Annotated in this window: 14 protein-coding genes; all 14 read right to left on the bottom strand. The window is 73.8% G+C overall.

The genetic code is table 11. From position 1 onward, the window contains the following. Positions 1 to 9: 9 nt before the first annotated feature. The 14 genes from argF to IE136_RS23720 all read right to left on the bottom strand — a co-directional run bounded on the left by argF (position 10) and on the right by IE136_RS23720 (position 25351). The gene (argF, locus tag IE136_RS23785; RefSeq protein WP_189601353.1) at positions 10 to 1020 is read right to left on the bottom strand and encodes an ornithine carbamoyltransferase; all 1011 of its coding nucleotides are present in this window, start codon (positions 1018 to 1020) and stop codon (positions 10 to 12) included. A 101-nt stretch (positions 1021 to 1121) separates the two neighbouring features. Then, positions 1122 to 2354, bottom strand: a complete 1233-nt coding sequence (locus IE136_RS23780) for an arginine deiminase (protein WP_158991468.1) — start codon at positions 2352 to 2354, stop codon at positions 1122 to 1124. A gap of 49 nt (positions 2355 to 2403) precedes the next feature. Next, positions 2404 to 4437, bottom strand: a complete 2034-nt coding sequence (locus IE136_RS23775; RefSeq protein ID WP_189601352.1) for a hypothetical protein — start codon at positions 4435 to 4437, stop codon at positions 2404 to 2406. After that, on the bottom strand, positions 4437 to 6689 hold the full coding sequence (locus IE136_RS23770) for a protein kinase family protein (protein ID WP_229819089.1): 2253 nt from the start codon (positions 6687 to 6689) through the stop codon (positions 4437 to 4439). The genes IE136_RS23775 and IE136_RS23770 overlap by 1 nt, the downstream gene beginning before the upstream one ends. Next, positions 6686 to 9181 carry a hypothetical protein gene (locus IE136_RS23765; protein ID WP_189601351.1) on the bottom strand — a complete coding sequence of 832 codons (2496 nt, stop codon included), beginning with the start codon at positions 9179 to 9181 and terminating at the stop codon, positions 6686 to 6688. The genes IE136_RS23770 and IE136_RS23765 overlap by 4 nt, the downstream gene beginning before the upstream one ends. Continuing rightward, positions 9178 to 12495 carry a tubulin-like doman-containing protein gene (locus IE136_RS23760; RefSeq protein ID WP_229819087.1) on the bottom strand — a complete coding sequence of 1106 codons (3318 nt, stop codon included), beginning with the start codon at positions 12493 to 12495 and terminating at the stop codon, positions 9178 to 9180. Before IE136_RS23760 ends, IE136_RS23765 begins: the two co-directional genes overlap by 4 nt. Positions 12496 to 12537: 42 nt before the next feature. Further along, complete coding sequence (locus IE136_RS23755) at positions 12538 to 15033, bottom strand: vWA domain-containing protein (protein WP_189601350.1); 2496 nt, start codon at positions 15031 to 15033, stop codon at positions 12538 to 12540. Between the two features lie 8 nt (positions 15034 to 15041). Further along, positions 15042 to 15581 carry a Pycsar system effector family protein gene (locus IE136_RS23750; protein ID WP_229819085.1) on the bottom strand — a complete coding sequence of 180 codons (540 nt, stop codon included), beginning with the start codon at positions 15579 to 15581 and terminating at the stop codon, positions 15042 to 15044. Beyond that, the gene (locus tag IE136_RS23745; protein WP_158991454.1) at positions 15578 to 16972 is read right to left on the bottom strand and encodes a hypothetical protein; all 1395 of its coding nucleotides are present in this window, start codon (positions 16970 to 16972) and stop codon (positions 15578 to 15580) included. Before IE136_RS23745 ends, IE136_RS23750 begins: the two co-directional genes overlap by 4 nt. After that, positions 16969 to 19317 (bottom strand): hypothetical protein, encoded by a 2349-nt coding sequence (locus IE136_RS23740; protein WP_229819083.1) that lies wholly within the window; start codon positions 19315 to 19317, stop codon positions 16969 to 16971. The genes IE136_RS23745 and IE136_RS23740 overlap by 4 nt, the downstream gene beginning before the upstream one ends. Continuing rightward, positions 19314 to 20192 (bottom strand): hypothetical protein, encoded by an 879-nt coding sequence (locus tag IE136_RS23735; RefSeq protein WP_229819081.1) that lies wholly within the window; start codon positions 20190 to 20192, stop codon positions 19314 to 19316. The genes IE136_RS23740 and IE136_RS23735 overlap by 4 nt, the downstream gene beginning before the upstream one ends. Positions 20193 to 20270: 78 nt before the next feature. After that, positions 20271 to 20993, bottom strand: coding sequence for a Crp/Fnr family transcriptional regulator (locus IE136_RS23730; protein WP_158991451.1), 723 nt, complete (start codon positions 20991 to 20993; stop codon positions 20271 to 20273). A gap of 342 nt (positions 20994 to 21335) precedes the next feature. Continuing rightward, on the bottom strand, positions 21336 to 23885 hold the full coding sequence (locus IE136_RS23725) for a polynucleotide kinase-phosphatase (RefSeq protein ID WP_189601349.1): 2550 nt from the start codon (positions 23883 to 23885) through the stop codon (positions 21336 to 21338). Then, positions 23882 to 25351, bottom strand: a complete 1470-nt coding sequence (locus IE136_RS23720) for a 3' terminal RNA ribose 2'-O-methyltransferase Hen1 (RefSeq protein ID WP_189601348.1) — start codon at positions 25349 to 25351, stop codon at positions 23882 to 23884. Before IE136_RS23720 ends, IE136_RS23725 begins: the two co-directional genes overlap by 4 nt. Positions 25352 to 25420 lie beyond the last annotated feature (69 nt).

The raw sequence follows: 25420 nt of genomic DNA, 5'->3' as shown, positions 1-25420 counted from the left end.
GGCGGGTGCCTATGAGGCGGCGCCCGCGAGGGTGGCGACCAGGACCGCCTTGATGGTGTGCATCCGGTTCTCGGCCTCGTCGAAGACGACCGAGTGGGCCGACTCGAAGACCTCGTCGGAGACCTCCAGCTCCGTGAGCCCGTGACGCTCGTGGATGTCGCGGCCGACCGCCGTGCCCAGGTCGTGGAAGGCCGGCAGGCAGTGCAGGAACTTCACGGCCGGGTTCCCGGTGGCGCGCAGGACGTCCATGGTCACGGCGTACGGCGAGAGGTCGGTGATCCGCTCGCCCCAGACCTCCTTGGGCTCCCCCATGGAGACCCAGACGTCGGTCGCGACGAAGTCCGCGCCACGGACGCCCTCGGCCACCTCCTCGGTGAGGGTGATCGTGGCGCCGCTCGTCTCGGCGAGCTCGCGCGCCGAGGCGACCACCTCACCGTTCGGCCAGTACGCCTTCGGGGCGACGATCCGTACGTCCATGCCGAGCAGCGCGCCCGTGACCAGGTAGGAGTTGCCCATGTTGAAGCGGGCGTCGCCGAGGTAGGCGAAGGCCACCTGGTCCAGCGGCTTCTTCGTGTGCTCGGTCATGGTGAGCACGTCGGCGAGCATCTGGGTGGGGTGCCAGTCGTCGGTCAGCCCGTTGAAGACGGGGACACCGGCGAAGGCGGCCAGCTCCTCGACCTTCGCCTGACTGTCGCCCCGGTACTCGATGGCGTCGAACATCCGGCCGAGGACGCGGGCGGTGTCCTTGACGGACTCCTTGTGACCCATCTGCGAGCCGGAGGGGTCGAGGTAGGTGGCGGAGGCGCCCTGGTCCGCGGCGGCGACCTCGAAGGCGCAGCGGGTCCGGGTCGAGGTCTTCTCGAAGATCAGGGCGATGTTCTTGCCCCGCAGCCGCTGAACCTCGGCGCCCGCCTTCTTGGCGGCCTTCAGTTCGGCGGCCAGGTCGATCAGACCGCGGAACTCCTCGGCGGTGAAGTCCAGCTCCTTGAGGAAGTGGCGGCCGATGAGGTCAGTGGCCATGGTGGCGCTCCCGTGGGTACGGCAAACAGAACGCTGGAAGTCTATACGTACTTCAGTATTCCTATACGGTGACGCGGGCCACTTCACCCTCCCCCGGCAGGTCAGACGGCGTCCCGCTCCACCGGGCAGCTCATACAGCGCGGGCCACCCCTGCCGCGGCCCAGCTCGCTGCCGGGGATCTCGATCACCTCGACGCCCTGCTTGCGCAGATGCGTGTTGGTCGTGACGTTCCGCTCGTACGCCACGACCACCCCGGGCTCGACGGCGAGGACGTTGCAGCCGTCGTCCCACTGCTCGCGCTCGGCGGCGTGGACGTCCTGGGTCGCCGTCAGGACGCGCACGTCCTGGAGGCCCAGGGCGGCGGCGATGGCACTGTGCATGTGCTCCGGCGCGTGGTCGGTGACCCGCAGGGACTGTCCCTCGTCGCCCGGTTCGATCGTGTACGAGCGGAGCATCCCGAGCCCCGCGTACTGGGTGAAGGTGTCGTGGTCGACCATCGTCATCACCGTGTCGAGATGCATGAACGCGCGCCGCTTCGGCATGTCGAGGGCGATGATCGTCCGTGCCGACTCCGCCGCGAACATGCCGCGTGCCAGCATCTCCACCGCCTGCGGGGTCGTCCGCTCGCTCATCCCGATCAGGACGGCGCCGTTGCCGATGACGAGGACGTCCCCGCCCTCGATCGTGGAGGGATAGTCGGTCTGACCCTCGCTCCAGTGGTGGAAGCCGCCGGCCTCGGGGCCGGTGAAGAGCGGATGGTGCTTGTAGATCGCCTCGAAGTGGACCGTCTCGCGCTGGCGGGCCGGCCAGCGCATCGCGTTGATGGAGACGCCGTCGTAGATCCAGGCGGAGGTGTCCCGGGTGAAGAGGTGGTTCGGCAGCGGCTTGAGGAGGAAGTCGTCCAGGTCCATGGCGTGGAACCGGACCGAGGTGGGCTCGCGGTGACCCGCGAGGAACTCCCGCTTCGTCATGCCGCCGACCAGCGCCTCGACGAGTTGAGCGGTGCCGAGGGAGTCGAAGGCGGCGCGCAGATGGTCGGCGGCGAGCGGTCCGTACTCCTTCTCGTGGAAGACGCGGTCGAGCACGAGCGCGCGGGCGGCGGGCAGCTCCAGCGACTCGCGCAACAGGTCCCCGAAGAGATGGACCTCGACCCCCCGGTCGCGCAGGACGTCCGCGAAACCGTCGTGCTCCTGCCGGGCCCGGCGGACCCAGAGCACGTCGTCGAAGAGAAGAGCGTCCTTGTTGGAGGGGGTCAGCCGCTTCAGCTCCAGATCGGGCCGGTGCAGGATGACGCGGCGAAGCCGCCCGGTCTCGGAATCGACATGGAATCCCATGCGTCCATCCTGACGGAGGCGGACGGCTCGCGCGTGGTTCTCGACCCGGTCAACCACCCGCCGTCATGAGGTAGGCGAGGATGAAGACGACCAGCACGACGATCACCGCGACCATGGCGAAGGCGATGATCCGGCCGTCGCCGCCGGGCCCCGCCGCATAGGTGATCGGGGAGGAGGACGCGGACGAAGGCGGGGGCGAAGGGGCGGGAGGCGGTGCCTCGGGGGCTCGGCCCGGGGGTGGGGGCGCCGGGTGCTGTGGAGGCGACCGGCGTGGCGGGGCCGACTGATGCCGGGGGGTGGACTGGCGCGGTGCCCCGGGTCCGGCGTACGCCTCCCTCAGCAGCGTCCGCCAGACCTCCTCGGGGAGCCCGGGCCTCTCGGCGTCCACGATCTGGCGGAACGCGGCCCGGGCCGCCGGGTCGGGGCTCGACCGGAGCTCGGACAGCAGCGCAGCGAGGGTACGGACGGGGACGTCACCCGCGTCCAGCAGGGGCCGGATCGCCCAGCGGTGGAGCGCGGCGGCGTTGGCCGCGCGTTCGGCGTCGGCGGGCGCCCCGCGCAGAGAGGTGCGCGGGGCGGTCACGAACAGCCCCTGACCGATGACGAGGTCGCACAGCTCCCGGCGTGAGGGGCGGTCCCAGGACGGCAGCCGCCGGGCGACCTCCCCCATGAGCAGGGTGGTGAACTCGTACGGCTGGGGCCTGCGGAGCGCGTCGAGGAGCTCGCCGTCGCCGCCGGCACGCACGGCGGCGTCGGCCTCGGCCTCGTCGCGCGCGTCGGCGAGGCGGTGCACGAGACCGGTCTCGAGCCGCGCCCGCCGCCGGGCCCGCCCGGGTGCCGGCCACCGCCGCCGGCCCCCGTCCTCCGGCCCGCTCCATACGGGCGGTACGACGGGGACGTCCTCGCGACCGCGCGCGTCATCGGCGGCCGAAGGGCCACGGGGGCCGGGGGGTTGCCGGGGCCACGGGGACTGCTCGGGCCGCGGAGGCTCGGGGGCCGGCGCCGGGGCAGGCATGGGCTCGGGCTCGGGCCTGCGTTCAGGCATGCGCTCGGGCCTGGGTTCTGGCCTGCGTTCAGGCATGCGCCCGGGCCTGGGTTCCGGCCTGCGTTCGGGCTCCGGTGCGGGCTCGGACCGGCGCGGAGGGAGCGGGCGCGGTGGCGGGGTCGGATCGGGCGAACGGGGGCGGCGGGTGTGGTCGAGGACGGCCATGGCGCGGGCGGCCGTTTCGAGGAGGGGAAGGTGGTCCGCGTCCGGCACCGAGCGGAGCGCCGCCCCGACCGCGTACTCCCCCCCGTCGCCCTCGGCGAGCCCCCGCAGGTGGTGCTGGACGAGCCGGACCGCGATCGCCTCCGCCCGGTCGCCCGGGCGTTCGCGCGGATCGGCCCGCCGCCGCTCGGTGTTCCGGCTCGCCGCCCCCGCCCACCTGCCCACGAACGCGAAGCGCAGCGCCGGAAGTTCGACCGTGTCATGGCTCGCGAAGGTCCAGCGCCGGTCGGGCGTGAGGTCGCCGAACATGCCGTGCAGCCCCCACAGCACGGGACAGGCCGTGTCCCCCCGCTCATCGAGGAGGGTGAACCGCGCCTCCGGATCGCGCAGCAACTCCGCCACCGCGCCCGTGAGTTCGGCCTCGGCCCGGGAAAGTCCGAGGTCGAGGGCCGCCTGACCCCGGCCCGCGGAGGGCAGCAGCGCCTCCTCCCGTACGCGCGGGAGCGTGCCCCGTACATCGGCCAGAGGAAGGTCGGCCCCCTCCCAGTCCCACGCGTACAGCCCGAGACAGGTGGCCGGTTCGAGCAGGTCGGGAGAGCCGACGAGGGCGTGACAGACCGTCGCGGACCGCCCCTCGGCGTCCGTCCAGGGCGTACGGCGGATCAGCAGCACGCCCGCGCGCTGCTGCAGCCGGATCAGCGCGGGCCTGGTCTCCTCACCGCTCGCCCGCAGCAGAGCGCCGGAGATCCGGAAGAGCGTCTCCACCTCGTCGGCCGGCCCGGACCACGCCACCGGGCCGAACCCCGTGCTGCCCGAGAAGTTCTCGCTGTCCCAGCGGAAGACGATCTGGTCGACCTCGTTCTCCGCTCGCACCATCAGGTTCTCCCCTCGGTCGGCTCCGCCTCGGGAAGCAGCCCGCACATGGCGAAGAGGGACAGCAACGGCGCGAGGACCCGGCGCGACCGGGCCCCGTGCGGGAACCGGTCCCCCTTGGCCTGCCCACCGGTCGCCGCGACGAAGTGCAGGGTGCAGCGGGCGCAGTCGTCGAAGGGCTTCAGCCAGGCGGGGCTCGCGTGGTGGGCCAGGAAGGCGTAGGCGTCCCGGCTCTCGGCGCGCAGCGCCTCGCGGTCGGGCCGGGCGGGCAGGGCGCGGCCCAGCCAGCGGTCGACGGCCGGTTCGAACCGCACGAGGTCGCTCTTGTTGACGGCGATCGCCGCCGGAGCTGCGACCAGGCCGCCGCCCTGCCGTGGGATCCGGTTGAGGACCGTGGTGAAGGCCTCGTCGCCCAGGTCCCGGCGGGACACCCCGTCCCGCTCGCGCACCGGGTCGAGCGACGGCATCCGCAGCGCCCGCAGCGGATCCAGGACGAAGACGAAGGCGTCGACGCCCATGAGGAAGCGGGTGACCTCGCCGTCCTGCGCGAGGTCCTCTCCGGCCAGGTCGAAGAAGACGACGGGCCGGGGGGTCGCCCCGCGCACGGAGACCAGCAGTCCGTCGGCGAACCGGGCGAAGGTCTGCTGTCCGGTGCGCCCGAGCTTCCGCCCCTGCTGCAGACTCTGCACCCGTTCCCGCAGGTAGGTGCGGTGTGCCTCGGGGTTGAGCGGCAGGCATTTGAGACCGTACGGCTCCAGGCCGCCGAGTTCGACCTCGCCGAGCATCGCGGCGAGCAGATGGGTCTTGCCGACGGACGAGCTGCCGACGAAGGCGATCGAGAGCGGCTCGCCGTTGGTCAGGTAGGGCACCGGGAGTTCGTGCGCCTCGTCGCCCCGCCCCGCGTGCGGGCACAGGTGGTAGGCCTTGCGCAGGGCGTCCTTCCGGTGCGCGGGCCGGTGCTCGGCACTGAGGTCGAGGGGGAGCCGGTTGCCCTTGGCGTCGATGGTGACGAGGAGACTCTCGTCGTACGTGACGGGGAGCAGGCAGTGCGGGCACATCCGCCCCCGCGCCGCGGGCCCCGGCTCGGTGTACGCCGGGCCTGGGTGGACCGGGTCGGCCGGCCCCGACGGTGCCGGCTGCCCCGGGGGCCCCGGGGGCCCCGCGGTCCGGCCGGGCTCGTCGCCGCCGAAGAGCCTGGCGCGCAGGGAACGGCGCGGCGGTAGTGCCTCGTACGGGTTGCGCGGACCGTCGTACGGATGACGCGGGGCGTCGTACGGGTTGCTCGGCGCCCCGTCACCTACCGTCCTCTCCCCCGGTCTGGGCGACCCCGGCCCCGACACCGACGCCGCCCGTTTGCGGGCGAGTTGGGTGTCGAACTCGGCCCGGCCGCGGCTGAGTGGGTCCGCGGCGCCGACGGCCGTGGCGAGCGGGTCGGGGACGTGGAGCAGCCGCATGAGTTCGGCGGGGGACGGCCGGGCGGCCGCCTCCGCGGCGAACAGACCGCTCTGTTCGAGGGCCGCGAGGCGGCGGTAGTCGCCGAGGTCCTCGGGCGGCCCCTCGCCCCGGTCGGGGCGGCCCCCGGAGAGCAGGTGGTAGCCCACCCGGGCGACGGACCAGAGGTCGTCGCGGCTGTCGGCGACGCCACGGCCCGCGCGCTGCTCGGGCGAGGCCCACGGCGCCGCGCCGAACGCCTCCCGGGCCTCGCCGGTGCGCAGCGCCGCGTACGGCTCGCACAGCCGTACATGGGTGCCGTCCCAGCGCACGGTGTCGGGCGCGATGGCCCGGTGGACGAGTTCGGTCTCGCCCAGAAGCCTTACGGCCAGCGTCAGTTGGGCGATGATCTGCTGCTGTTCGTCACCGCCGAGGCGGTCGGCGCAGTCGGCGAGCGGAGTGCCGCCCGGCAGCCGGTAGAGCACGAAGGGCTCGGCGCATTCCAGGTCGAAGCCGATCACGCGGGTGAACACCTCACCGAACTTCTCGCCGCCGTAGCGCCGTTCGAGGGCGACGGCCGCCGAGACCTCCCGTTCGAGCATCCCGTACGCGTGGGGGTCGCCCTGCGCGGAGAGCGGCAGGCGGAACTGCAGGACCGGCCATCCCGCGCTCAGCGTGACCTGCCGGGCCAGCACGCCGGGGCGGCCGGGCAGCCTGCGGTCCTCGCCGTAGCGGACGGCGAACCTGATGGTCTCCTCCGTGTACGTGAGGAACTCCAGCTCCTCCTGCGGGCCCGGGCGTTGACCGGTTTCCGTCTCGATCACGGCGCTCCCGCCTCCTCTTCCCTGACGGTGCGCACCACGTCCGCGCGGAGCGGGACGAGGCGCAGGACGCCCGCGTGCCGTCCGGCGCCGGTCCACACCACGTCCTCGGCCGTGCCGCGCCAGATGTCGTCCCCCGTGACGCCGCGGCGCATCGCCTCGGGCACGAACCGGACCTGCCGGACGGCCGAGGGGTCGTGGGAGAGAAGGCGCAGGTGCTCGGGGCCGCAGAGCGGGACCGTCCGCTCGGGGTCGTCGGCGGCGAGCAGCCGGGCGATCGCGTCCGGGGCGACGCCCGTGAGCCGGGCGGCGTCGGGGCGCTCACCCGGGTCCTCCTCGGCGCCGGACGGCGGTGAGGCGGCGACGTCGCGCTCCAGCCGGGTACGGGTCTCGTGGAGCAGCTCCGTCAGCCGCTCGTCGAGCGGCAGCCGACCGGCGTTCGCGGGATCGCGTTCGATCCCCGCCCAGCAGGCATCGAGGATACGGACGGTGCCGTGGACGAGGTCGCCGACGAGAGTGTCCACGAGGGCGGGGCCGCCGTCCCCGTACCGGCGTTCCAGCCAGGAAGGGGAGGACCCGGCGTGGGCCGGGGCCACGTGGGTCGACGCTCCGGAGGCGGGGGGAGACGCCACCGGAGCGGAGGCGGGCGACGGGTCGTCCCGGCGGTCGGACCCGCGGTCCGACCAGGCGTCGTCGCCCGCGCTGTCCGCCCAGTCCTGCCAGCTCCATGCCGCGCCGCCGCCGGTAGAGGTGTCCGCGCGTTCCTTCCGCTTCTCCGTGCGGTACGGATCGCCCGGGGCGTCCCCGTACACGGAGCCGTTCGGCACGCCGTACTCGTCGGCGCGCTCGTTCTCGTCGTCGTACGCGTCCGCGGTCGCCGCCAGGGAGCGCAGCAGGCGGGCGACGGTCCCGGCCCCGTCCGAGCAGTGATGGCGCACCTCGGCGAAGAGCCAGTCGTGGACGGCGGTGGTGACGACGAGTTCGTGGATCTCCCGCAGCACCCGTCTCGCGTCCTCCGGGTCCGCCCGGGACCACCAGTCGTCCACGGCCCGGGTCCAGTCGCGCAGGGCCAGCAGGACGACGGCGGCCAGGGCCAGGGCGGCCGTCAGCGCACCCGCCCAGACGGGCAGCCCGAGGAGCTGTCCCGTACCCGCGCCGGCGGCCCCGCCGAGGAGGCCGCCGAAGAGCCGGGGCGCGGCGCCCGTGCTGCCTCCGCCGTCGAGGCGGCCGTCGGGCGAACGGTTGGGCCTGTGTCGCAGCATCAGACGGGCGAGAGCGGCGGCGAGGACGCCGACGGCCGGGCCGAGGGCCCAGCCGAGGACCGGCCAGAGTCCGGCGACGAAGGCGAGGGCGGCGGTCACCCCGGCGGCGACGACCCGCGATCCGCCGGCGAGGAACGGATACCGTGCGGACAGGCGGCGGGTCTCCTCCACACCGCAGATCTCGTCGAGGCGGGCGAGCCGCGCGGCGCTGCCCGCCGGGGCGGAGCGGGCGGAGAGCGCCGCGAGCCGGGCTGCGACGGAGCGCAGGGGAAGCCGGCGGTCGATGAGTTCGTGGGTGTGGTCGCGCAGGGCGGGGACGATTCCCGCGCGCGAGATCTCCCGGGGCATCTCGGGCAGTTCGATGCCCCGCTCGCGCAGCTGTCCCCGGTGTTCGGCCGTGAGCCGGGAGCCACCGGCCGCGGCGAAGGCGTCGGCGACGGTGGTACGGAACCGGGCGAGCGCCTCCGCCAGCCGCTCGATGTCGCCGGGCAGGTCGTAGGAACGGCCGACCCGGGTGAGGAGACCTGCCGGACCGCGCACCCGGTCGTGGCCCTCCACGGCGTCGTCGAGGGCCTCCTCGCACGCGCGCAGCTGCGCGCCCGCGCGGCCGTGAGCCGGAAGCCAGTCGTGACCTGCGAGCGAGCGCGGCACGGACTCGTCGAGGAGGAGCGCGAGTTCGGGGGGTACGCCCTCGGTGGGCGCCGCCCGGTCCGGTACGTCGGGTCCGCTCAGGCCCTCGACGGCCTGCCGCCAGGAGCGCGCGCGGGCCTCGTCGGTCAGGTCGTGCTCCAGGACCCGGACGGAGGGGACGGCGACACCGTGCACCACGTCGCCGAGCGCGCGGAGCGCCGCGTCGAACACCTCGGGGGTGGCGAGGACGTCGACGAGGGGCCGCAGCGCCGTGTCGTGGGAGGCGTCGAGAAGCCACAGCACCCCGGCGGCCGGGGGTCGCAGGGTCAGGGATCGGCGGAGGTTGCGCTCTCCGGGGGCGCCCACGGCGAGGCAGACGACCTGCGCGGGGCCGTAGGAGGACAGCCGTTCGTACAGGAGCTGGTGCTCGACGAGCCGGGAGGCGTCGTCGAGCACGAGGAAGCGCCGGTCGGGGCCGCGCTGCGGGGCTGCCAGCGCCGCGCGCACGGCGGCGTCGTGGTCGTGCGCCGGGGCCTCGCCCCGCAGGTCGAGGCAGACGGCATGGCCGGGCAGGGGATGGTCCGGGGTCGCGCGTGGGCTCACGCCTCCTCACCTTCCATGTCCCAGGGGTAGCGGTGCTCCTCGGTCTCGGACGCCCGGCCGCGCGCGGACCGCTCGTCCCGCACGGGCTCCTGGCGCGGCTCCCGCCTCGGCTCCGGCAGCTGCTCCCGTACCTGCTCCCGGACCGGCTCGTGCATCTGCACCGGCTCGTGCTTCGGGGCCGGTGTGCGGCTCGGTGCGTGCCGCTCGAAGAGGGCGCGAAGGGTCGGGCGGGTCGCGTGCCCCGCGCCCGAGAACCGCATGTCGAGCGCGCCGGGATAGGTCACCTCCCAGAAGTGGCGCAGCGGCGCGAGCCACTCCGTGTCCGTCTCCCCGTACTCCGCCGCCACCTCATCGATCAGCACCAGCTGGCGCGGGGCCACCTTCTCCACGAAGTGGACGAAGAGCGGCGCCGGGGCGGCCGGCTTCTGCGCCAGCCCCTTCGGCAGCGCGCGCATCAGGCGCTCGCAGAACTCCTCGATGATCTGCCCCTCGTCGAGCAGCGCCCACCGCTCGTACGCGCGCAGCATCCCCGCCCAGCTCGACAGCGCCCCGTCGAACCCCTCGAGCCGCAGCGACATGGTCGCCGACTCGCCCTCCTGGAGCCGGATCCGGACGAGGTCGGGGGAGTCGACCGGCCCCTCGGTCTCGATGTGGCCGTTCCACATGGCGCACAGCAGCCGGTGCAGGATGCGCTGCCGGTCCTCCTCCGTGGCGACCAGCCAGTCGTCCTGATAGCCGAGCCGCTGCCGCCAGTGGAGGAAGTCGTCCTGCCCGGCCGAGTCCCGTGCCTCCGACCAGAGTTTGAGGACGCCCCGCACCTCGGAGATGTCGGTGAGGTTCATCCCGCTGCGGAAGAGGACGACGGTGATGGAGTCGGTGTCGACGGCCCGGTACTCCTGCGCCGCGCGGGCCGGCAGATTCAGCTCCTGGGCGAGGTAGCTCGACGCGCGGCCGTCGGACTCGCTCGCCGGATGCACGATCAGGATCTTCAGCGGCCCGCTGCCGTCCGGGACGAAGCCGACCGGCAGCAGCCCCGCGAGGCCGGAGCGGAACTGCTCCAGCCAGCGGATGTCGACCTTCGACTCGGCGGACTCGTCACCGGCCGCCGCCCGCAGCAGCAGCTCCATCGAGGGCAGCAGGGGACGGGCGTACCGGTCCTCGTTGGCCTCGCCGAAGAGCTTCTTGACCCGCCGCTCGACGATCTGCTTGATCTCCTTGACGGCCGCTCCGGGCGAGCGACGGACGGCGTCCAGGGCCGTGCGCCAGTCCTCGGGGCGGATCAGCCGGTCGAGGAGGCCGGCGGGGTCGACGTTCTCGGGGAGGCCCTCGCTCTGCGCGAGCCGGTCGACGACGTCGTCGTAGAAGGCGCGCAGGCTGTTCTGCGGCGGGAGCAGATAGGCGATGCCCGTGCGGTCCTCCCGGTAGAGCTCGCGCCTGCGGTCGGCGAAGAGCTTGCCCTCGTCCTGTTCGTGGGCGCGCAGCACCTTCGTCAGCTCGCCGATCTCGTTGACGATCCGGTTCAGCGGGGGCCGCCACTGTGCCTCGCCGGCCGCCCAGGCGCTGTGCCACAGCTTCCTGGCCCGCCACTGGTACCAGTCCTCCTGCTCGGCGAGCGCGTCCTGCACGTCGGGGTCGCTCCACCGGGCCGGTACGAGCCCGGCGGCGCTGCGCCTGATGTGCGGGATCACGGGGGCGGACGTCTGTACGTGCGGGGGCCGCTCCGGGTCGTTGCGCCGGTTGTCGAGCATGCCGGTGAACCCCTCCCTCGCCACCCGGTCGGGGTGGCCGGGGAGCCCGGTGAGCAGGACCTCCAGGCGGAACGGACCGATCTGGCCGAGCAGTTCGCGGGCGCCGGCGCCCGGCTTGAAGTCCTCCGTCATGCGCGGCACTTCGCGGTCGAGGTGGAGCGCCAGGCGGCCGAGCGAGTCCTCCATGTCGCCGAGCCGGTCGCGGAGCGCCTTGGTGATGGCCCTGCTGCCCCGGGGGAGTTCCTCGGGGGCGGGCACGTCCGGGGCCTCGCGGGTCCACAGCCGGCCGACACCGGAACGGTTGAAGAACTCCCGTACCAGCTCCTGGCCGTCGGAGGCGGGGCGGCGGGCCTTCTCGGCCATGCCCCGCACCGCCTGGGCGAGCAGCCGGGCGGCGACGATCTCCGCGAGGTCGTCGACGGGGACGGTGAGGGAGGCGGCGAGGCTGGTGGACATGCCCCGGTAGCCGATGCCGCTGCGGGCCGGGGTGGAGCGCTCGACGCTCTTGTTGATGAAGCTGGCGGCGAAGGACTGGTAGTCGTCGTCGGCGCGGTTGTTCGGTCCGCCGTCCTCGCTGAGCTCCGTGCCGATGAGGGACATCACCATGGCGGTGATGGAGCGGCGCAGGTCCTCGGTGCGGATGGCCGCGGGCTTGGAGAAGAGGAAGGCGGTCTGGACGGTCGAGGAGCGCAGCGCGACGACGCCCTCCCCCGGGTACTGCACGCTGATCCGGCCGCGCTGCTCGACGTCGCCGACCTCGTCGAGGGCGTTGGGCACGTTCTGGTCGTCGACGAGCCGGGAGATGTCCACCAGGGCGCGGGCCGCGTTCAGTTCGGCGTCGCGCCCGCCGCCCGCCTCGGGCGGGAAGGCGGAGGGCATGACGACCAGGGGGTAGATCTTCACCCCGGGCACTTTGGCGTTGCGGAACTCGTGCCCGATGAGATGGATGAAGTCGTAGAAGATGCCGGCTCCGGTGCCGCCGGCCACGGAGAAGGCGACGAAGACGTCGCAGCCCCGGATCCGTCCGCCGCCGACCCGCTGGAGATCGCCGGCCGCGTTGCCGATGGCGCCGATGGCCTCGCGGAGCTGGCGCAACACGGGTTCGAGTCCGGAGCGCATGGTGGCGAACAGCGCGGCGCGGCCCACGGTCGGCAGTTGGCCGGCGCCGTTGTGGAGGGGTGCGACCCGCGGCTGACGGGCCTGCGGCGGGAGCCACGACCGTGTCTCCTCGTGCAGGGCGACCCGCAGCATGCGGGTGACCTCGGGCGAGGAGTCGAAGTCGGTCGGCAGCAGGTCGCGGACCATGCGGGAGGTGCGGGCGAAGGCGGCGCCCTCCGCTCCCTTGGCCCGGAACTGCGGCTGGCGCAGCAGCTCCGCCTCGCTGAAATCGGCGTACACGAACTGCAGGCAGTCGGGCAGCTGGAAGGGCAGCCTGCGGCCGCCGTCGACCAGTGCGGTGCCGTCGGGCCCGCACAGCTCCCGGCGCAGACCACGCTCCAGTTCGCTGCCGATGCGTCCGCCCGTGCCGCCCAGACCGACGAAGAGCATGGGCTGGTAGATCTTCATGTCGTCTCCCCTTGGGACCTGTACCTGTGGTGCGGTGCCCGGTCAGAAGTTCGGGTCCCAGTTGTTCGTGGTGGTGGGCTGCTCGGGGCGGGGCGCGGCGGGCCCGGCCGGATCGGATCGGGACGGGCCGGACCGGGGTCCGTCGGACTCGTGTCGGTCGGACCGGGGCGTACGGCTCCGGTCCCGGGCGGAGGCGCCGGACCGGGAGGGGCGGCGTACGAGACGCTCGCGCCAGCCGCCCGAACCGCCGGTGTCACTCGCTGCGCCGGAACCCCGCGGCCTCGTGGGGGTGCCGGAGGGGACGCCGCGGGAGGTCCGGCGGCCGTCGCGCACGATCAGTTCGCACTCTTCGAGCCCGGCCGGTTGCCCGGGTCGTACGGCCGACTCCCGGCCCCGGTGGGGACGCAGCAGCAGCTCGCCGCCCCCGGTGCGGCGCAGCCGGTGGGCGGAGGCCGCGCCGGTGCGTGCCCGGCGCAGGGTCGGCGCCGCGCCCCGTACCTCCTCGACGGTGAACAGGTACTCACCGCCGCCGCTCTGCCCGGGACGGATGGCGAGCGTGTCCAGGACCCGTCCCTCGCGGACGAGTTCGAGCACCACCCCCGCCAGGTCGCGGCGGCGGCGCCGGGCCGCGAGGCGGATGCCCGCGAACGCGCCGACGAGCAGCACGGCCACGGCGCCGGCGACCACCGCCCACGCCCAGCGGTCCCACCAGGTGGGCGGCGCCTCGACCCGTACGTCGAGGAAGGTGCTGTCGAGGACCCGCCCGTCGTCGCCCGGGTCCACGACCTCGATCCGCCCGCCGAGTTCGCCCACGGGGGTACCGGGCCCGACGGTGACGGTGACGTCGGTCCGAGTGCTCCCGCCGGGTTCGGCGGTGACCGTGGCGGGGGTGATCCGCAGGTCGGATCCCGCCGCCTGGTCCTCGAGAGCGAGCCGCAGGGTGTGCGGGACGCTGTCGTTGTTGGTGACGTCGAGGGTGGCGCGGACGGTCGCGCCGGGGTGCACCGTCACCCGGTCCACGGTGAGCCCGGCCGTGACGGCGGGAGTGCCCTGCGTGGTACGGGCGTGCAGCGGACGGCGGTCCGAGGTGACGCCGGGAGCCGACATCCGCGCGGTGAGCTGGAGATCGCCGGTGGCGGAGGCCGGCACGGTGAGCTTGCCCGTGAACCGGACGTCGCCGGCCGTGCGGTCGGGGGCGCGTCCGTCGTCGGCGAGGCGGACGGTGACCGGTGCGAAGCCGCCGCCGGTCAGTTCGGCGGCGACGGTGACGCCCTGGAGCTGCGCGGGGTCGGTGATGACCACGCCGCGCCGCGTCTGCATCCGTACCTCCACCACCGCGTCCTCGCCGGCGCGGGGCGAGGCGGGGTCGAGTGTGACGGCGGAGCGCAGCCGGCCCTGCCAGATCGCGCGGACGGCGACCTCCCGGTCCCGGTGCCCCTCCGGGGCCTCGATGTGGATCCGCCAGCGGCCGGGCATCGGGTTCTTGACACGCAGCGCCTCGACGGGGCCGTCCTGACCGCTGACCTCGAAGGTGGAGCCGTCGAACTCGCCCCGCGTGGGCACCTTGCGGCCGGCCGGGTCGTAGTAGGTGACGCGGACCTTGGGGTCGTGCTTGCCGACCGTGAGCGAGCCGTCGGTGGCGATGGGCGGGATGGTGACGGAGAGGTCGGCGGGCGGCTTGCCCACCGTGCCGTGTGCGATCCGGGCGCAGCGGGCGGCCGCGAAGGTCTCCTGGAGGGCCTTGTCGATCTCGGCGGAGGTGCCGACGACCCGCATCTTGGGGGTGGCCTCCGGGATGTCGGCGCAGCTGCCGCGGTGGCCGCCCTCGGCCATGGCCGTGAGCGCGGCGCGGTCGATCTCGCTGCCGAAGCCCAGGGGCCAGATCTGGACGGAACTGGCCCGGGCCCGGGCCAGTTCCTCGTTGAGGCGCTTCTGCCCGTTCGCCTGGCGGTTGGCCTTGTCGGTGCCGTACTCGGGGCTGTCACCGACATCGAGCCGGCCGTCGGTGAGCAGGAATACCACCTTGGGGGTGTTCGGGCGGGCGTCCTCCGTCAGCCGGGAGACGGCCTGGCGCAGCGCGGCGGGGAAGTCGGTGCCGGGTCCCATGCGGGCTGCGTCGCGCCGGTTCAGCTGGGGTACGCAGTCGCTGAGCCGCTGGCGGCCGGCGGCGTCGGCGACGGTGAGCGGGCACACCTCGCGCACCGGCGACTGGCCGGGCTTCTCCGAGCTGCCGAAGCCGATGACGGCGGCCCGGGAGCGTTCGGATATCTCCCCCTGGCTCAGCAGGGCGGCCGCTTCCGTCTCTCGCGCCAGGTCCTTCTCGGCGAGGCTCGCGGACTGGTCGACGACGACGGCGAAGTCGATCGGGTCCGGGCCGTCCGCCGGGGCGGCGGCTGTGGCTGTGGCCGTGGCTGTGGCCGTGGAAGCGGTCTGTCCGGTCGGTCCGGCGGTCGGTCCTGCGGTCTGTCCTGTGGGTCCGGCGAGCGCGAGCAGCGCCCCCGCGAGGAGCAGGGTGCCCGCTGTTCTTCTCCACTGCATCGTCTCTCTCACCACAGTTCGCTGAAGAGGGCCAGCAGCGCGCCGAGCGCGAGAGCGCTCACGCCCAGGCGCAGCCACCGGTATTTCGCGGCGAGCACGACTCCGTGCACGCTCGCCTGTTCGAGGAGCCAGCCGGTGGCGTCCTCGCCGGACGCCGTGAGCCGGTCACGCAGCACGTCGGTGGACGGCCCGGCCGCCAGATCACGCAGGAGGGTGCGGTCGGCCCCGATGCGGGTACGGGGCAGGACCACGGAGACGAGCATCAGGACGCCCGCCGTCCACAGCAGCCCGGCCACGACGAGCAGGGCGAGGCCCGTGCCGGCCGAGGGCAGCGGTCCGCGGTCCCGGGCGAAGACGACCGCCAGGAAGGCGAGCGCGCCGGAGAGGAGGATCGCCGCCTTGGTGTCGGCCCGGCCGATGTCCTCGCGGACGGTGACCAGCAGCCGGTCGGCCATGAAGCGGACGTCGGACGGGTCGGGCACGGGGTCCGGCACGGGATCGGGTACGGGGGTGGGAGCGGCGGCGGGGCCGGAGGTGGGGCCGGTCATTCCGTGTCCCAGTCGTCGAAGTCGGCGCTGGGGCGGGAGCGGCGCTCACCGTAGCCGTCGGCGTCGTCGCGCCGGCGTTCGGAGGACGACTGGACGCGGGTCGGCTCGTACACCGGCCGATCACGGCCGTACTCCCCCTCCCGGTCGTCGTACCCACGGTCGTCGCGGTCGCCGTCCCGGACGTCGCCCTGCCTCGCGCGGTCGTCCCAGGCACGGCCCTCCCCGGCGTCCTCGCGCCTGGGGCCCTCGCCCCTGGCGTCCTCGTCCCACGGCGGCCGGAGCGGCTCCGGACGCGCCTCCTCCAGTGCCCGTCTGCGCCCACCACCGGGCGGGTTGAGAACATGGCCGGCGACGCCGCCCAGTACCGTGCCGGTGCTCTCCCGCAGGAACTCCAGTACCTGGTGCATCGGTTCGCCGATGTCGTGCCGCTCGAGGACCCCCGTGTCGAGGAGCCGGTTGAACACCGCCAGGAAGTCGGCCTGCCCCTCGCGCTTCTCGTGCTGGAGCTCGCGGCGGATCTCCCACTCCTTGTCGGGGTTCATCGCCATGTGGTGGGCGATCTGCGCCAACTCGCCGCGCTGGAAGAGCTCTTCGAGGTCGCGGGCCCGTTCGGCCACCCGCCGCCGCTCGCCCTCGTCCCTGCGACGCTGCTGCTCCATCTCCCGCTCGTCGACCTGCATGGTGACGCCGACCCGGTCCCGCTTGCCGATCTCCTCCTTGATGGAGTCGTCCAGGTCTATGAAGACATGGACGCGCGTGCGCAGCCCGATGTCTCCGCCGAGGCTGAACCTCCCGGAGCTCAGCTCGTCGCGTACGGCCTCGTCGGCGCGCTGGGCGTCGGTCAGCCGGAACCTCCGGGACACCGCCCGCAACCCGTCGAGCAGGTCGTCGCGCAGCAACTCGGCGACGTCCCAGACCTGCTGGGTGACGACGAGGTGCGGGTCGGCCACCTCCCAGTGGACCCGGGCGGCGGCCGCGAAGAAGACGCCGTCGCCGGAGGCGGGCAGGGCGAGGTCGAACTCGGTGACGTTACGGCCGAGCCTGACCTCGAACACGGTGTACGGAAAGCCCAGCAGGGGTTTGTTGGTGTCCTCGTGGCGGTCCGGCCACATGACGCGGTGGCCGCCGTTGCGGTAGAGGAGCACGGCCGCGATCTGCCCGCTCCGGCGCTTGTAGGGAGGCTGGTACTCGCGCAGCAGCGGCCCTCTGCCGCCCTCGCCCCGTCGGCCGTCGCCCGCCGCCTTCCCCCCGCCCTGTGCCATCCCGTCCCGCTCCGTCCCGCCCTGCGGAGCCCCGCCCCGCGCTCGCGCCCTGCCGTCCTGCTGGGACTCGCCCTGCGCCCGTCCCCCGTCCCGCACCCCGACCCGGTTCCGCTCCTGTCGGTCGTTCATCGCTCGGCTCCTTCCGCGACGGCGTCCCACATCCGGCCCGCCGCACGCTTGTCCATGGGCCGGTCGCGGTCGCCGACCAGTTCCTTCAGCAGCCCGCGCAGCCGGTCACGGTCCCTTCGGCTGACCGCGATCAGCGGCAGGAAGCGGCAGACATGACCGAGTGCCTCCTCGTCCTTGGCCGCCCGGCGCAGCAGGCTCCCCAGGCCGTCGAGCGCCGCCTCACCGGAGCGCGCGGTGCTGAGGGTGTGGCGCAGCAGGGCGCCGAGCGCGGGCGCGAGGCCGGGCCGGGTGGCGAGGAGGGCGACGAGCAGCGGCCGGGCGGCGTGTGGTTCGAGCTCGGGTACGTCGCGCAGTCCCCACAGGTGCGTGGTCCTGATGGTGAGGGTGTTGAGCATGGACACGAGGACGAGGTTGGCGAGGTTGAGCCGCCCGTCCTCGAGCCAGTCGGTCAGCTTCCGGATCACCGCCTCCGGATCCCCCGAGGCCAGCAGCCTGGCGACGCTGAACGCGGACGCTCCGATCATGTCGACGTCGCCGGCCTCGCGGGTACGGACCACGCGCGCCAGCGCGTCGAGGGAACCGCTCACCGTGCCCGCCGCGAGGACGTAACCGTGGGTGAGCAGGACCGTCTCGCGGAGTTCGTCGTTGCCGTCGGAGGCCCACTCCTTGAGGACGGCGCCGACGGCGGGCTTCACCCGGGGGTCGCGCGCCGCCTCGGCGAGCGCCGTGGCGGCGGCCATCCGGGGCACGGCTCGGTCGATGGAGGCCATGGGGGCGATGAGCTCGCCGAACCCGTAGATCCAGTCCCAGGAGCAGAGCACCCCGGCGGCGATGGATGCGCGCACCCACACCGCCGGGCGCGGGTCGTCGCAGAGCGAGCGGAGCCAGCGCGCGACCGGTCCGCGCACGTTGTGGTAGCCGTGCCAGATCTCGCTGAGGACGGCGGTGGCGAGGGCGTCGCCCTGGAAGCGGACGGCCCGCACCGGGACCTTCGCCGGGCCGAGGTCGAGCTCGCCGTCCTCCAGTACGGAGCGGGCGAGGACCGGCCGGCTCTCGGCGTGTGTGCCGAACAGCCGTCGTCCGGGCGGGCGTTCGGGGTCGAGGGTGGAGCTGAGCTCCCAGGTGAGGAGTTCGGCGGCCTCGGCGGTGATGCTGTAGGCGGAGCCGTTGAAGACGGCGACGGCGATACGGAAGGCGGTCGCGCTGAGCGCGGGCAGCGCCTCGGGCAGGGCGCCGGGGCGGTCCGCCCCGGCGAACCAGGTGCGCGCCTGGGCGCGGACGAACGCCCCGCATCGGTCCAGCAGTTGCGCCTCGGTGAGTTCGTCCTTCTGCCGTTGTGCCAGGTGGTCGGCGAGCCGGGCGGCTTCGCGGGGGCGCAGGGCGTCGAGGCCGAGGGCCTTGACCACCTCGGGGCGCTCGGCGACGGCCCGCGCGCTCTCCAGTGCCCCTTCCGGCTCGCCGCGCAGCAGCAGCCGCAGGTGGCGGTGGAGAACCTCGCCGGAGGGCGGGGGCGGGCAGTACATCCCGTACCGTCCACGCAGCATCCGGTCGGCGAGGTCGCCGCTCTCGACGAGGACGACGCCGTACGCCTCCTGCTCACGCAGCTGCTGGCTGAACCGGTCGAGATGCAGCTCGGAGAGGCGTACGGCGGAGGGCCGCGGCCGGTCGCGCGGCTCGTCCCGGTCCCGGCGGGGCTCGCTCTCGGCCCGGCCGTCCTCGGCGGGGAGCTCGAGGAGGTGGCCGCCGCCCGGCTCCAGCGCCTCGGTGCCGATCTCGTCCACGCGGTGGCGCGGGTCGAGCCGGTTCACCTGGTGGCCGGTGAGTTCGGAGAGGAGGGCGAGCGCGGTGGCCTTGCGACCGCTGCCCGGCTCGCCGCACAGCACCAGGAGCCGGTGGCTGCGCAGCAGGTCCTTCATCTGCCGGTAGCCGGGGACCTCGCAGTAGACGTCGTCGAGGTGCTGGAGGGTCTCACGGGGCACCGGACCCTGGACGAGCTCCGGCCGGGCTCCGGCCCAGAACTGGGTGACGAACTGGTTGCCCTGGTAGATCTGCCCGTCGCCGCCGATCTCGTACGACGGACCGGAGGGGCGGGGCGCGAGGGTGCGCAGGGCGGCGCGCGCGGTGCCTGCTCCGCCGGTGCCGCCGACGCCGTCGACGGGGCTGCGGCCGGCCCGGTCGAAGGGGTTGGGCTCGGGCTGCGCCTGGGCGGTCGCCTCACCCTTGTCGGGACCGGTCTTGTCCGGTCCGGGCTTCTCGCCCCCCGCCGCACCGCTGCTCTCGCCCCCGTGAGAGGGCCCGTCGCCCTTGGGCTCGTCCGGAGTGGGGGCGTCGTCCTGGTCGCTCACGCGCTCTCCTCCTCGTCGGATGCGCGTGCGCCGGAGGCGGGGCGCTCCTTGCGGATGCCGGTGAAGCCGCCGTGAATGGTGTTGCCCCTGAACACCTGGAGGTCGCCGCCGACGTCGTAGTACTCGCCCCTGCCCTGTTCGGGCACGGCCTGTTCGGGCACTGGTGGCGGTGGGCCGTCCCCCCGCGCCGGCCCACCGCCGGTCTGTGTGTCACCACGGCCTTCCGCTTGCCTTCCCCTTCCTGACTCCGCCTCGCCGAACGGCGGCAGCGGCGGTGCGGGGCGGCGGGGGATGTGGAACCAGGCGGTCTCGTCGGTCTCCTTGGACAGCACCCGGGCCTGCCGGTAGTGCGACGGCTCCACGTAACGGCCGCCTTCGACGACCACGTTGCCGTAGAGCCAGTCCGAGACGACGACGAGGAGGTCCGCGTCGGGCGCGGCCTCCATGACCCGCTTGGCCGTGGGGCTGTCGCAGAGCCGGCAGGCCAGGTCGACCGCGCGTCCGACCAGACCGCGGCCGTCGTCGAGGACCAGTCCCGCGTTCATGCCGACCCGCATCCGCAGCCGCTCCCGGCGGCCCGCGTTGTGCTCGCGCAGGCTTTCGTACAGCGTGTCGATCCATCGTCCGACCATGAACGCCGGCGGCACGTCCGGGCGCAGCGCCCCGAGGATGCCGTCGCCGCGGTCCTCCTGGTGGACGGTGCCGGGTTCGACGCCGATGGCCGCGTACGCCTCGCCGAAGGCCTCGTACATGGCGGCGCGCATCAGCCTCTTCGCGTCCATGCCCAAGGTGCCGGATCCGACGGCGTCTCCGAAGACGACGAGTCGGTGGATCGCTCCCGCGCTCACTCCCGCGTTCGCTCCCGCACTGCTCACTCGGACTCCCTGTGTGTGCCGTGTTGCCGTGGTGACGGGTCAAGCCTGGCCGCGCGTGGCGGGAGGCGATGTAGCCGTTTACACACCCGGCGGAGGTTTCTCCACCGCTTTCGCCCGGTGCGATCCGCCCTGCGCGAGGAGCAGCAGGACGGGCATGTCGATGACGACCACCCGGCGGTTCGCCGTGCGGACGACGTCCTGTTCCCGCAGCAGTCGGAGTGCCTTGGCCACCGCCTCCCTGGTGGCGCCTATGGCCGCCGCCAGGTCGTGCTGGGGCAGGGGCAGTTCGAGTACGGTCCCCGCGTCCGCGGGGCGGCCCGCCCGCTCGGCCAGCTCGACCAGGCGGGCGGCGAGCCGCTGCAGCACGGTCTCGGACGCGAGGGAGCGCCGCTCGACGTCGGCGCTGCGCAGCCGCGCCGAGAGCTGGCGCATGATCAGCGAGGTGGCGTGCGGGTGTTCGGCGAGGAAGCGCCGGAACCGGTCGCCGGAGATGGACACGGAGTCGACGCGGCCGAGGGCGGTGACAGTGGCGCTGCGCGGCCGCCGGTCCACGGCGGCGAGATCGCCGACGACCTCGCCGGAGCCGCGCAGGGCGAGGATGAGCCGGGTGCCGCGTTCGGTCTCGACGGAGACGACGGCCCAGCCGGACATCAGGGCGAGCACGTACGCGGAGGTGTCCCGCTCCCGGATCATGACCTCGCCGGGCTCGTAGGAGCGCGGGGTTCCCTCGGCGAGGAGGGCACGGCGGTCCCGGTCGGGGAGGGCATGGAGGAAGGAGCGATCCTGGCCGAAAAGACTCAACTCTCGTTCACCCCCGCCCCGCCCGCCACGTTCTGAAACCCACGGGCCGAGACGTGCCGAAGCGCGCACCCCCGAGTGCCTGTCCCCACCTCATGAGGCGTGCGCAATCACGCTGTTGACGCTGCGTCACGTCGTGGGGTGAAGAACGCTAGGGGCTCACGAAGACACGCGTCAACGAGCACGGGGGGCGCAAGGGAGCGCCCCGATCCGCTTCCCTGCGCCCCCTGCGAAACGGCGACGTTCTCCCTCGGAGGGGCCGGTTCCCGGGCCGCGCGGCCCGGCTGGGGAGCCCCGAGGACCGGCCCCGGAAGCCGAACCGGGAAGCCATCCCCGAAGGGTCCCTCACAGACGGGGGTCCACCGGTTCCGACTCCAGGGCGAGGACCGCGAAGACCGCCTCGTGGACGCGCCAGAGCGGCTCGCCCTCCGCCAGGCGGTCCAGGGCCTCCAGGCCGAGTGCGTACTCCCGCAGGGCCAGCGAGCGCTTGTGGCCGAGAAAACGCCGGCGCAGGCGCTCCAGGTTCTCCGGGCGCGTGTACTCGGGGCCGTAGATGATCCGCAGGTACTCCCGGCCGCGGACCTTCACCCCGGGCTGTACGAGCCGGCCCTTGCCGTCCCGGACCAGCGCCGCCAGCGGCTTGACGACCATGCCCTCGCCGCCCGCCGCCGTCATCTCCAGCCACCAGTCGACACCGGCCCGCACCGACGCCTCGTCGCCCGTGTCGACGACGAGCCGGCGGGTGAGCTGCAGCAGGCCCGTCGGATCGTGCTCGACCAGCCGGTCCAGCCACCCGAGCTGCTCGTCGTGCGGCACGGCCGCCAGCGAGCGGCCCCGCACCGCGAGGACCTGGAACGGGGCGAAGCGCACCCCGTCGAGACCCTGCGTCGGCCAGCAGTACCTGCGGTACGCCTCGGTGAACGCCTCCGCGTCCGCCGCCCGCTCCCGCTGCTTGGCGAGGAGCGCGTCGACACCGCCGCCCACCCCTCGCGCCGCCGCCCGCTCCAGCGCGTCGAGCGCGCCGGGGAAGACGGCGCGCGAGGCCGCGCCGACCGCCGCGTACTGCGCCCGCAGCAGCCCGGCCGACTTCAGCGACCACGGCATCAGCTCCCCGTCGAGCAGCACCCAGTCCGTGTCGAGCTCGTCCCACAGGCCGGCGGCGGTGACGGCCGCCCGCAGCCGCTCCAGGACCTGCTCGGTGACGGCCGCGTCGTCGAAGAACGGTCGTCCCGTACGGGTGTGCAGCGCGCCGGTCGCCCCCTCCGCGGGGTCCACTCCGAACCGCTCCCGCGCCGCCGCCGCGTCCCGGCACACCAGCGCGACGGCCCGCGAGCCCATGTGCTTCTCCTCGCACACGACCCGCTCCACCCCGTCGTCCGCGTACTGCGCGAACGCCTCGGCCGGGTGCTCCAGGTAGCCCTCGGCCTTCGACGTCGCCGTCGGAGCCATCGTCGGCGGCAGGTAGGCGAGCAACCGCGGGTCCACCGCGAACCGGCTCATCACCTCCAGAGCCGCCGCCGCGTTCTCCTCCCGTACGCCGACGTTCCCCATCCGCCGGGTCTCCACGACCCGGCGGCCGTGCACGTCGGCGAGGTCCAGCGGCCTGCCCTGGTGTCCGCCGGGCGCCTCGGTGGCGAGCGGCCGGGCCGGCTCGTACCAGACCTTCTCCGCCGGTACGTCGACCAGTTCGCGCTCCGGCCAGCGCAGCGCGGTCATCTTCCCGCCGAAGACGGCGCCCGTGTCCAGGCAGATGGTGTTGTTGATCCAGGACGTGTTCGGCACGGGCGTGTGCCCGTAGACGACGGCCGCCCGGCCGCGGTACTCCTCCGCCCACGGGTAGCGCACCGGCAGCCCGAACTCGTCGGTCTCGCCGGTGGTGTCGCCGTACAGCGCGTGCGATCGCACCCGGCCGGAGGTCCGGCCGTGGTACTTCTCCGGCAGCCCGGCGTGGCAGACCACCAGTTTCCCCTCGTCGAGGATGTAGTGGCTGACGAGCCCGTCGATGAACGCGCCGACCTCGGCGCGGAACTCCTCGCTCTCCCGCCCGAGCTGCTCGATGGTCTCGGCGAGCCCGTGGGTCTCCTGGACCTTGCGGCCCTTGAGCCACCGGCCGAGCTTGTTCTCGTGGTTCCCGGGCACGCAGAGCGCGTCGCCCGCGGCGACCATTCCCATCACGCGGCGCAGCACGCCCGGGCTGTCGGGGCCCCGGTCGACCAGGTCGCCGACGAAGACCGCCGTCCGGCCCTCGGGGTGGTGGCCGTCGGCGTAACCGAGCTTGGCGAGCAGCGTCTCCAGCTCGGAGCGGCAGCCGTGGACGTCACCGATGATGTCGAAGGGGCCGGTGAGGTGGCGCAGGTCGTTGAAACGCTTCTCCAGGACGACCTCGGCGGCCTCCACCTCCTCGACGGTGCGCAGGACGTGCACCTTGCGGAAGCCTTCGCGCTCCAGGCCGCGCAATGAGCGGCGCAGTTCGCGGCGGTGGCGCTGGACGACGTGGCGGGGCATGTCCGCCCGGTCGGGCCGGGCCGCGTTGCGGGCCTGGCACACCTCCTCGGGCAGGTCGAGGACGATCGCGATCGGCAGCACGTCGTACCGCCGGGCCAGCTGGACGAGCTGACGGCGGGCCTCCGACTGCACGTTGGTGGCGTCGACGACGGTCAGCCGGCCGGCCTCCAGGCGCTTTCCCGCGATGTAGTGCAGGAGGTCGAAGGCGTCCCGGCTGGCGCTCTGGTCGTTCTCGTCGTCGGCGACGAGGCCGCGGCAGAGGTCGGAGGAGACGACCTCGGTCGGCTTGAAGTGGCGACGGGCGAAGGTGGACTTGCCGGAGCCGCTCGCGCCGATCAGGACCACGAGGGACAGGTCGGTGACGGGCAGCGTGCGGATGGTGTCGGTCATGCCGTGTCCTCCTTCGGAGTGGTCCGGCTCGTCTGTGTGAAGACGGCCATCTGCGTGGGCGGCCCGACTTCCGGGTCGTCGGGGCCGATCGGGGTGAACTCCACCCCGTAGCCGTACTGTCCGGCGACGCGCGCCGCCCACGTACGGAACTCCTGGCGGGTCCACTCGAAGCGGTGGTCGCCGTGCCGGACGTGTCCGGCGGGCAGGGACTCCCAGCGCACGTTGTACTCCACGTTCGGGGTGGTGACGAGGACCGTCCGGGGGCGCGCGGATCCGAACACGGCGTACTCCAGTGCCGGCAGCCGGGGCAGGTCCACGTGCTCGACGACCTCGCTGAGGACGGCCGCGTCGTAACCGGTCAGCCGCTTGTCGGTGTACGCGAGCGAGCCCTGGATCAGCGTGATCCGGCCGGCCTGCCGCTCACCGAGGCGTTCCAGCCTCAGCCGACGGCCCGCGACGGTCAGCGCCCGTACGGACACGTCGACACCGACGATGTCGGTGAAGCGCACGTCCTTGAGCAGCTCCTGCAGCAACTGCCCCTGGCCGCAGCCGAGGTCGAGCACGCGGGTGGCGTCGGCGGCGCGCAGTGCGGCGAGGATCCCCGCGCGGCGCTGCTCGGCGAGCGGCACCGGCTTCTCCTCGGTGTCGGTGGTCTCGTCGACGGCGTTGTCGACGTCCTCGACCTCCAGGCCGTCGCTCTCGGCGAGCCGCACCAGCTCCAGACGCTCCATGGCGTCCCGGGTCAGGCCCCAGCGGCGGGAGAGGTACCGGCTGGTGATCAGCTTCTGCTCGGGGTGCTCGGCGAGCCAGCCGTCACCGGCGCGCAGCAGCTTGTCGACCTCGTCCGGGGCGACCCAGTAGTGCTTGGCGTCGTCGAGCACCGGCAGCAGGACGTAGAGGTGGTTGAGCGCGTCCGCGAGCCGCAGCTCCCCTTCGAGGACGAGGCGCACGTAGCGCGAGTCGCCCCACTCGGGGAAGGCGGTGTCCAGCGCCACCGGCTCCGCCTCCACCGTGTCCCAGCCGAGCGGCCCGAACAGTTTGTGGACCAGCTCGGCCCCGCCGCGTGCCGGGAGCGCCGGCACCTCGATCCGCAGCGGGAGCGGCGCGGCCGCTCGCTCGGGCATCGCCCGGCAGGCGCCCCGCAGCGCGCTCTTGAAGACCGTGGACAGCGCGACGGCGAGCAGCGAGGACGCGGCATAGGGCCGGTCGTTCACGTACTGCGCGAGGGCGGAGTCGGGGGCGCCGCCCCGGCCCTTGCCCTTGCCGCGCCGCACAAGACCCACGGGGTCCACCTCGAGGAGCAACGCGGCCGTGCACCGCTCGGCGGACGCCTCGGGGTAGAGGACGTGCGCCGTGCCGTGCGAGGTCGAGAACGTCTGCGCGTTGTCGGGATGCTTGTGCAGCAGAAAGCCCAGGTCGGTCGCGGGACGCTCGAGGGTGCCGGTCGTACTGATCGTCAGGAACACACGTCCGAGTATGGTCCTCCTCTCTCGCCTCCGACCAGGCAATTTCCCGTGCCTGACGATGCTCGGCCG

It is taken from the genome of Streptomyces lateritius (genome assembly GCF_014649715.1).
Lineage (GTDB): Bacteria > Actinomycetota > Actinomycetes > Streptomycetales > Streptomycetaceae > Streptomyces > Streptomyces lateritius.
Note: the sequence above shows the minus strand (reverse complement) of the source record. Positions and strands in the feature narration are given on the sequence as shown.

What these genes read in the sequence shown, in the direction of transcription:
- IE136_RS23750 (WP_229819085.1), bottom strand. Translation starts at nt 15,581, where the DNA reads ATGACCGGCCCCACCTCCGGCCCCGCCGCCGCTCCCACCCCCGTACCC.
- IE136_RS23745 (WP_158991454.1), bottom strand. Translation starts at nt 16,972, where the DNA reads ATGAACGACCGACAGGAGCGGAACCGGGTCGGGGTGCGGGACGGGGGA.
- IE136_RS23755 (WP_189601350.1), bottom strand. Translation starts at nt 15,033, where the DNA reads ATGCAGTGGAGAAGAACAGCGGGCACCCTGCTCCTCGCGGGGGCGCTG.
- IE136_RS23775 (WP_189601352.1), bottom strand. Translation starts at nt 4,437, where the DNA reads ATGGTGCGAGCGGAGAACGAGGTCGACCAGATCGTCTTCCGCTGGGAC.
- IE136_RS23780 (WP_158991468.1), bottom strand. Translation starts at nt 2,354, where the DNA reads ATGGGATTCCATGTCGATTCCGAGACCGGGCGGCTTCGCCGCGTCATC.
- IE136_RS23760 (WP_229819087.1), bottom strand. Translation starts at nt 12,495, where the DNA reads ATGAAGATCTACCAGCCCATGCTCTTCGTCGGTCTGGGCGGCACGGGC.
- IE136_RS23725 (WP_189601349.1), bottom strand. Translation starts at nt 23,885, where the DNA reads ATGACCGACACCATCCGCACGCTGCCCGTCACCGACCTGTCCCTCGTG.
- argF (WP_189601353.1), bottom strand. Translation starts at nt 1,020, where the DNA reads ATGGCCACTGACCTCATCGGCCGCCACTTCCTCAAGGAGCTGGACTTC.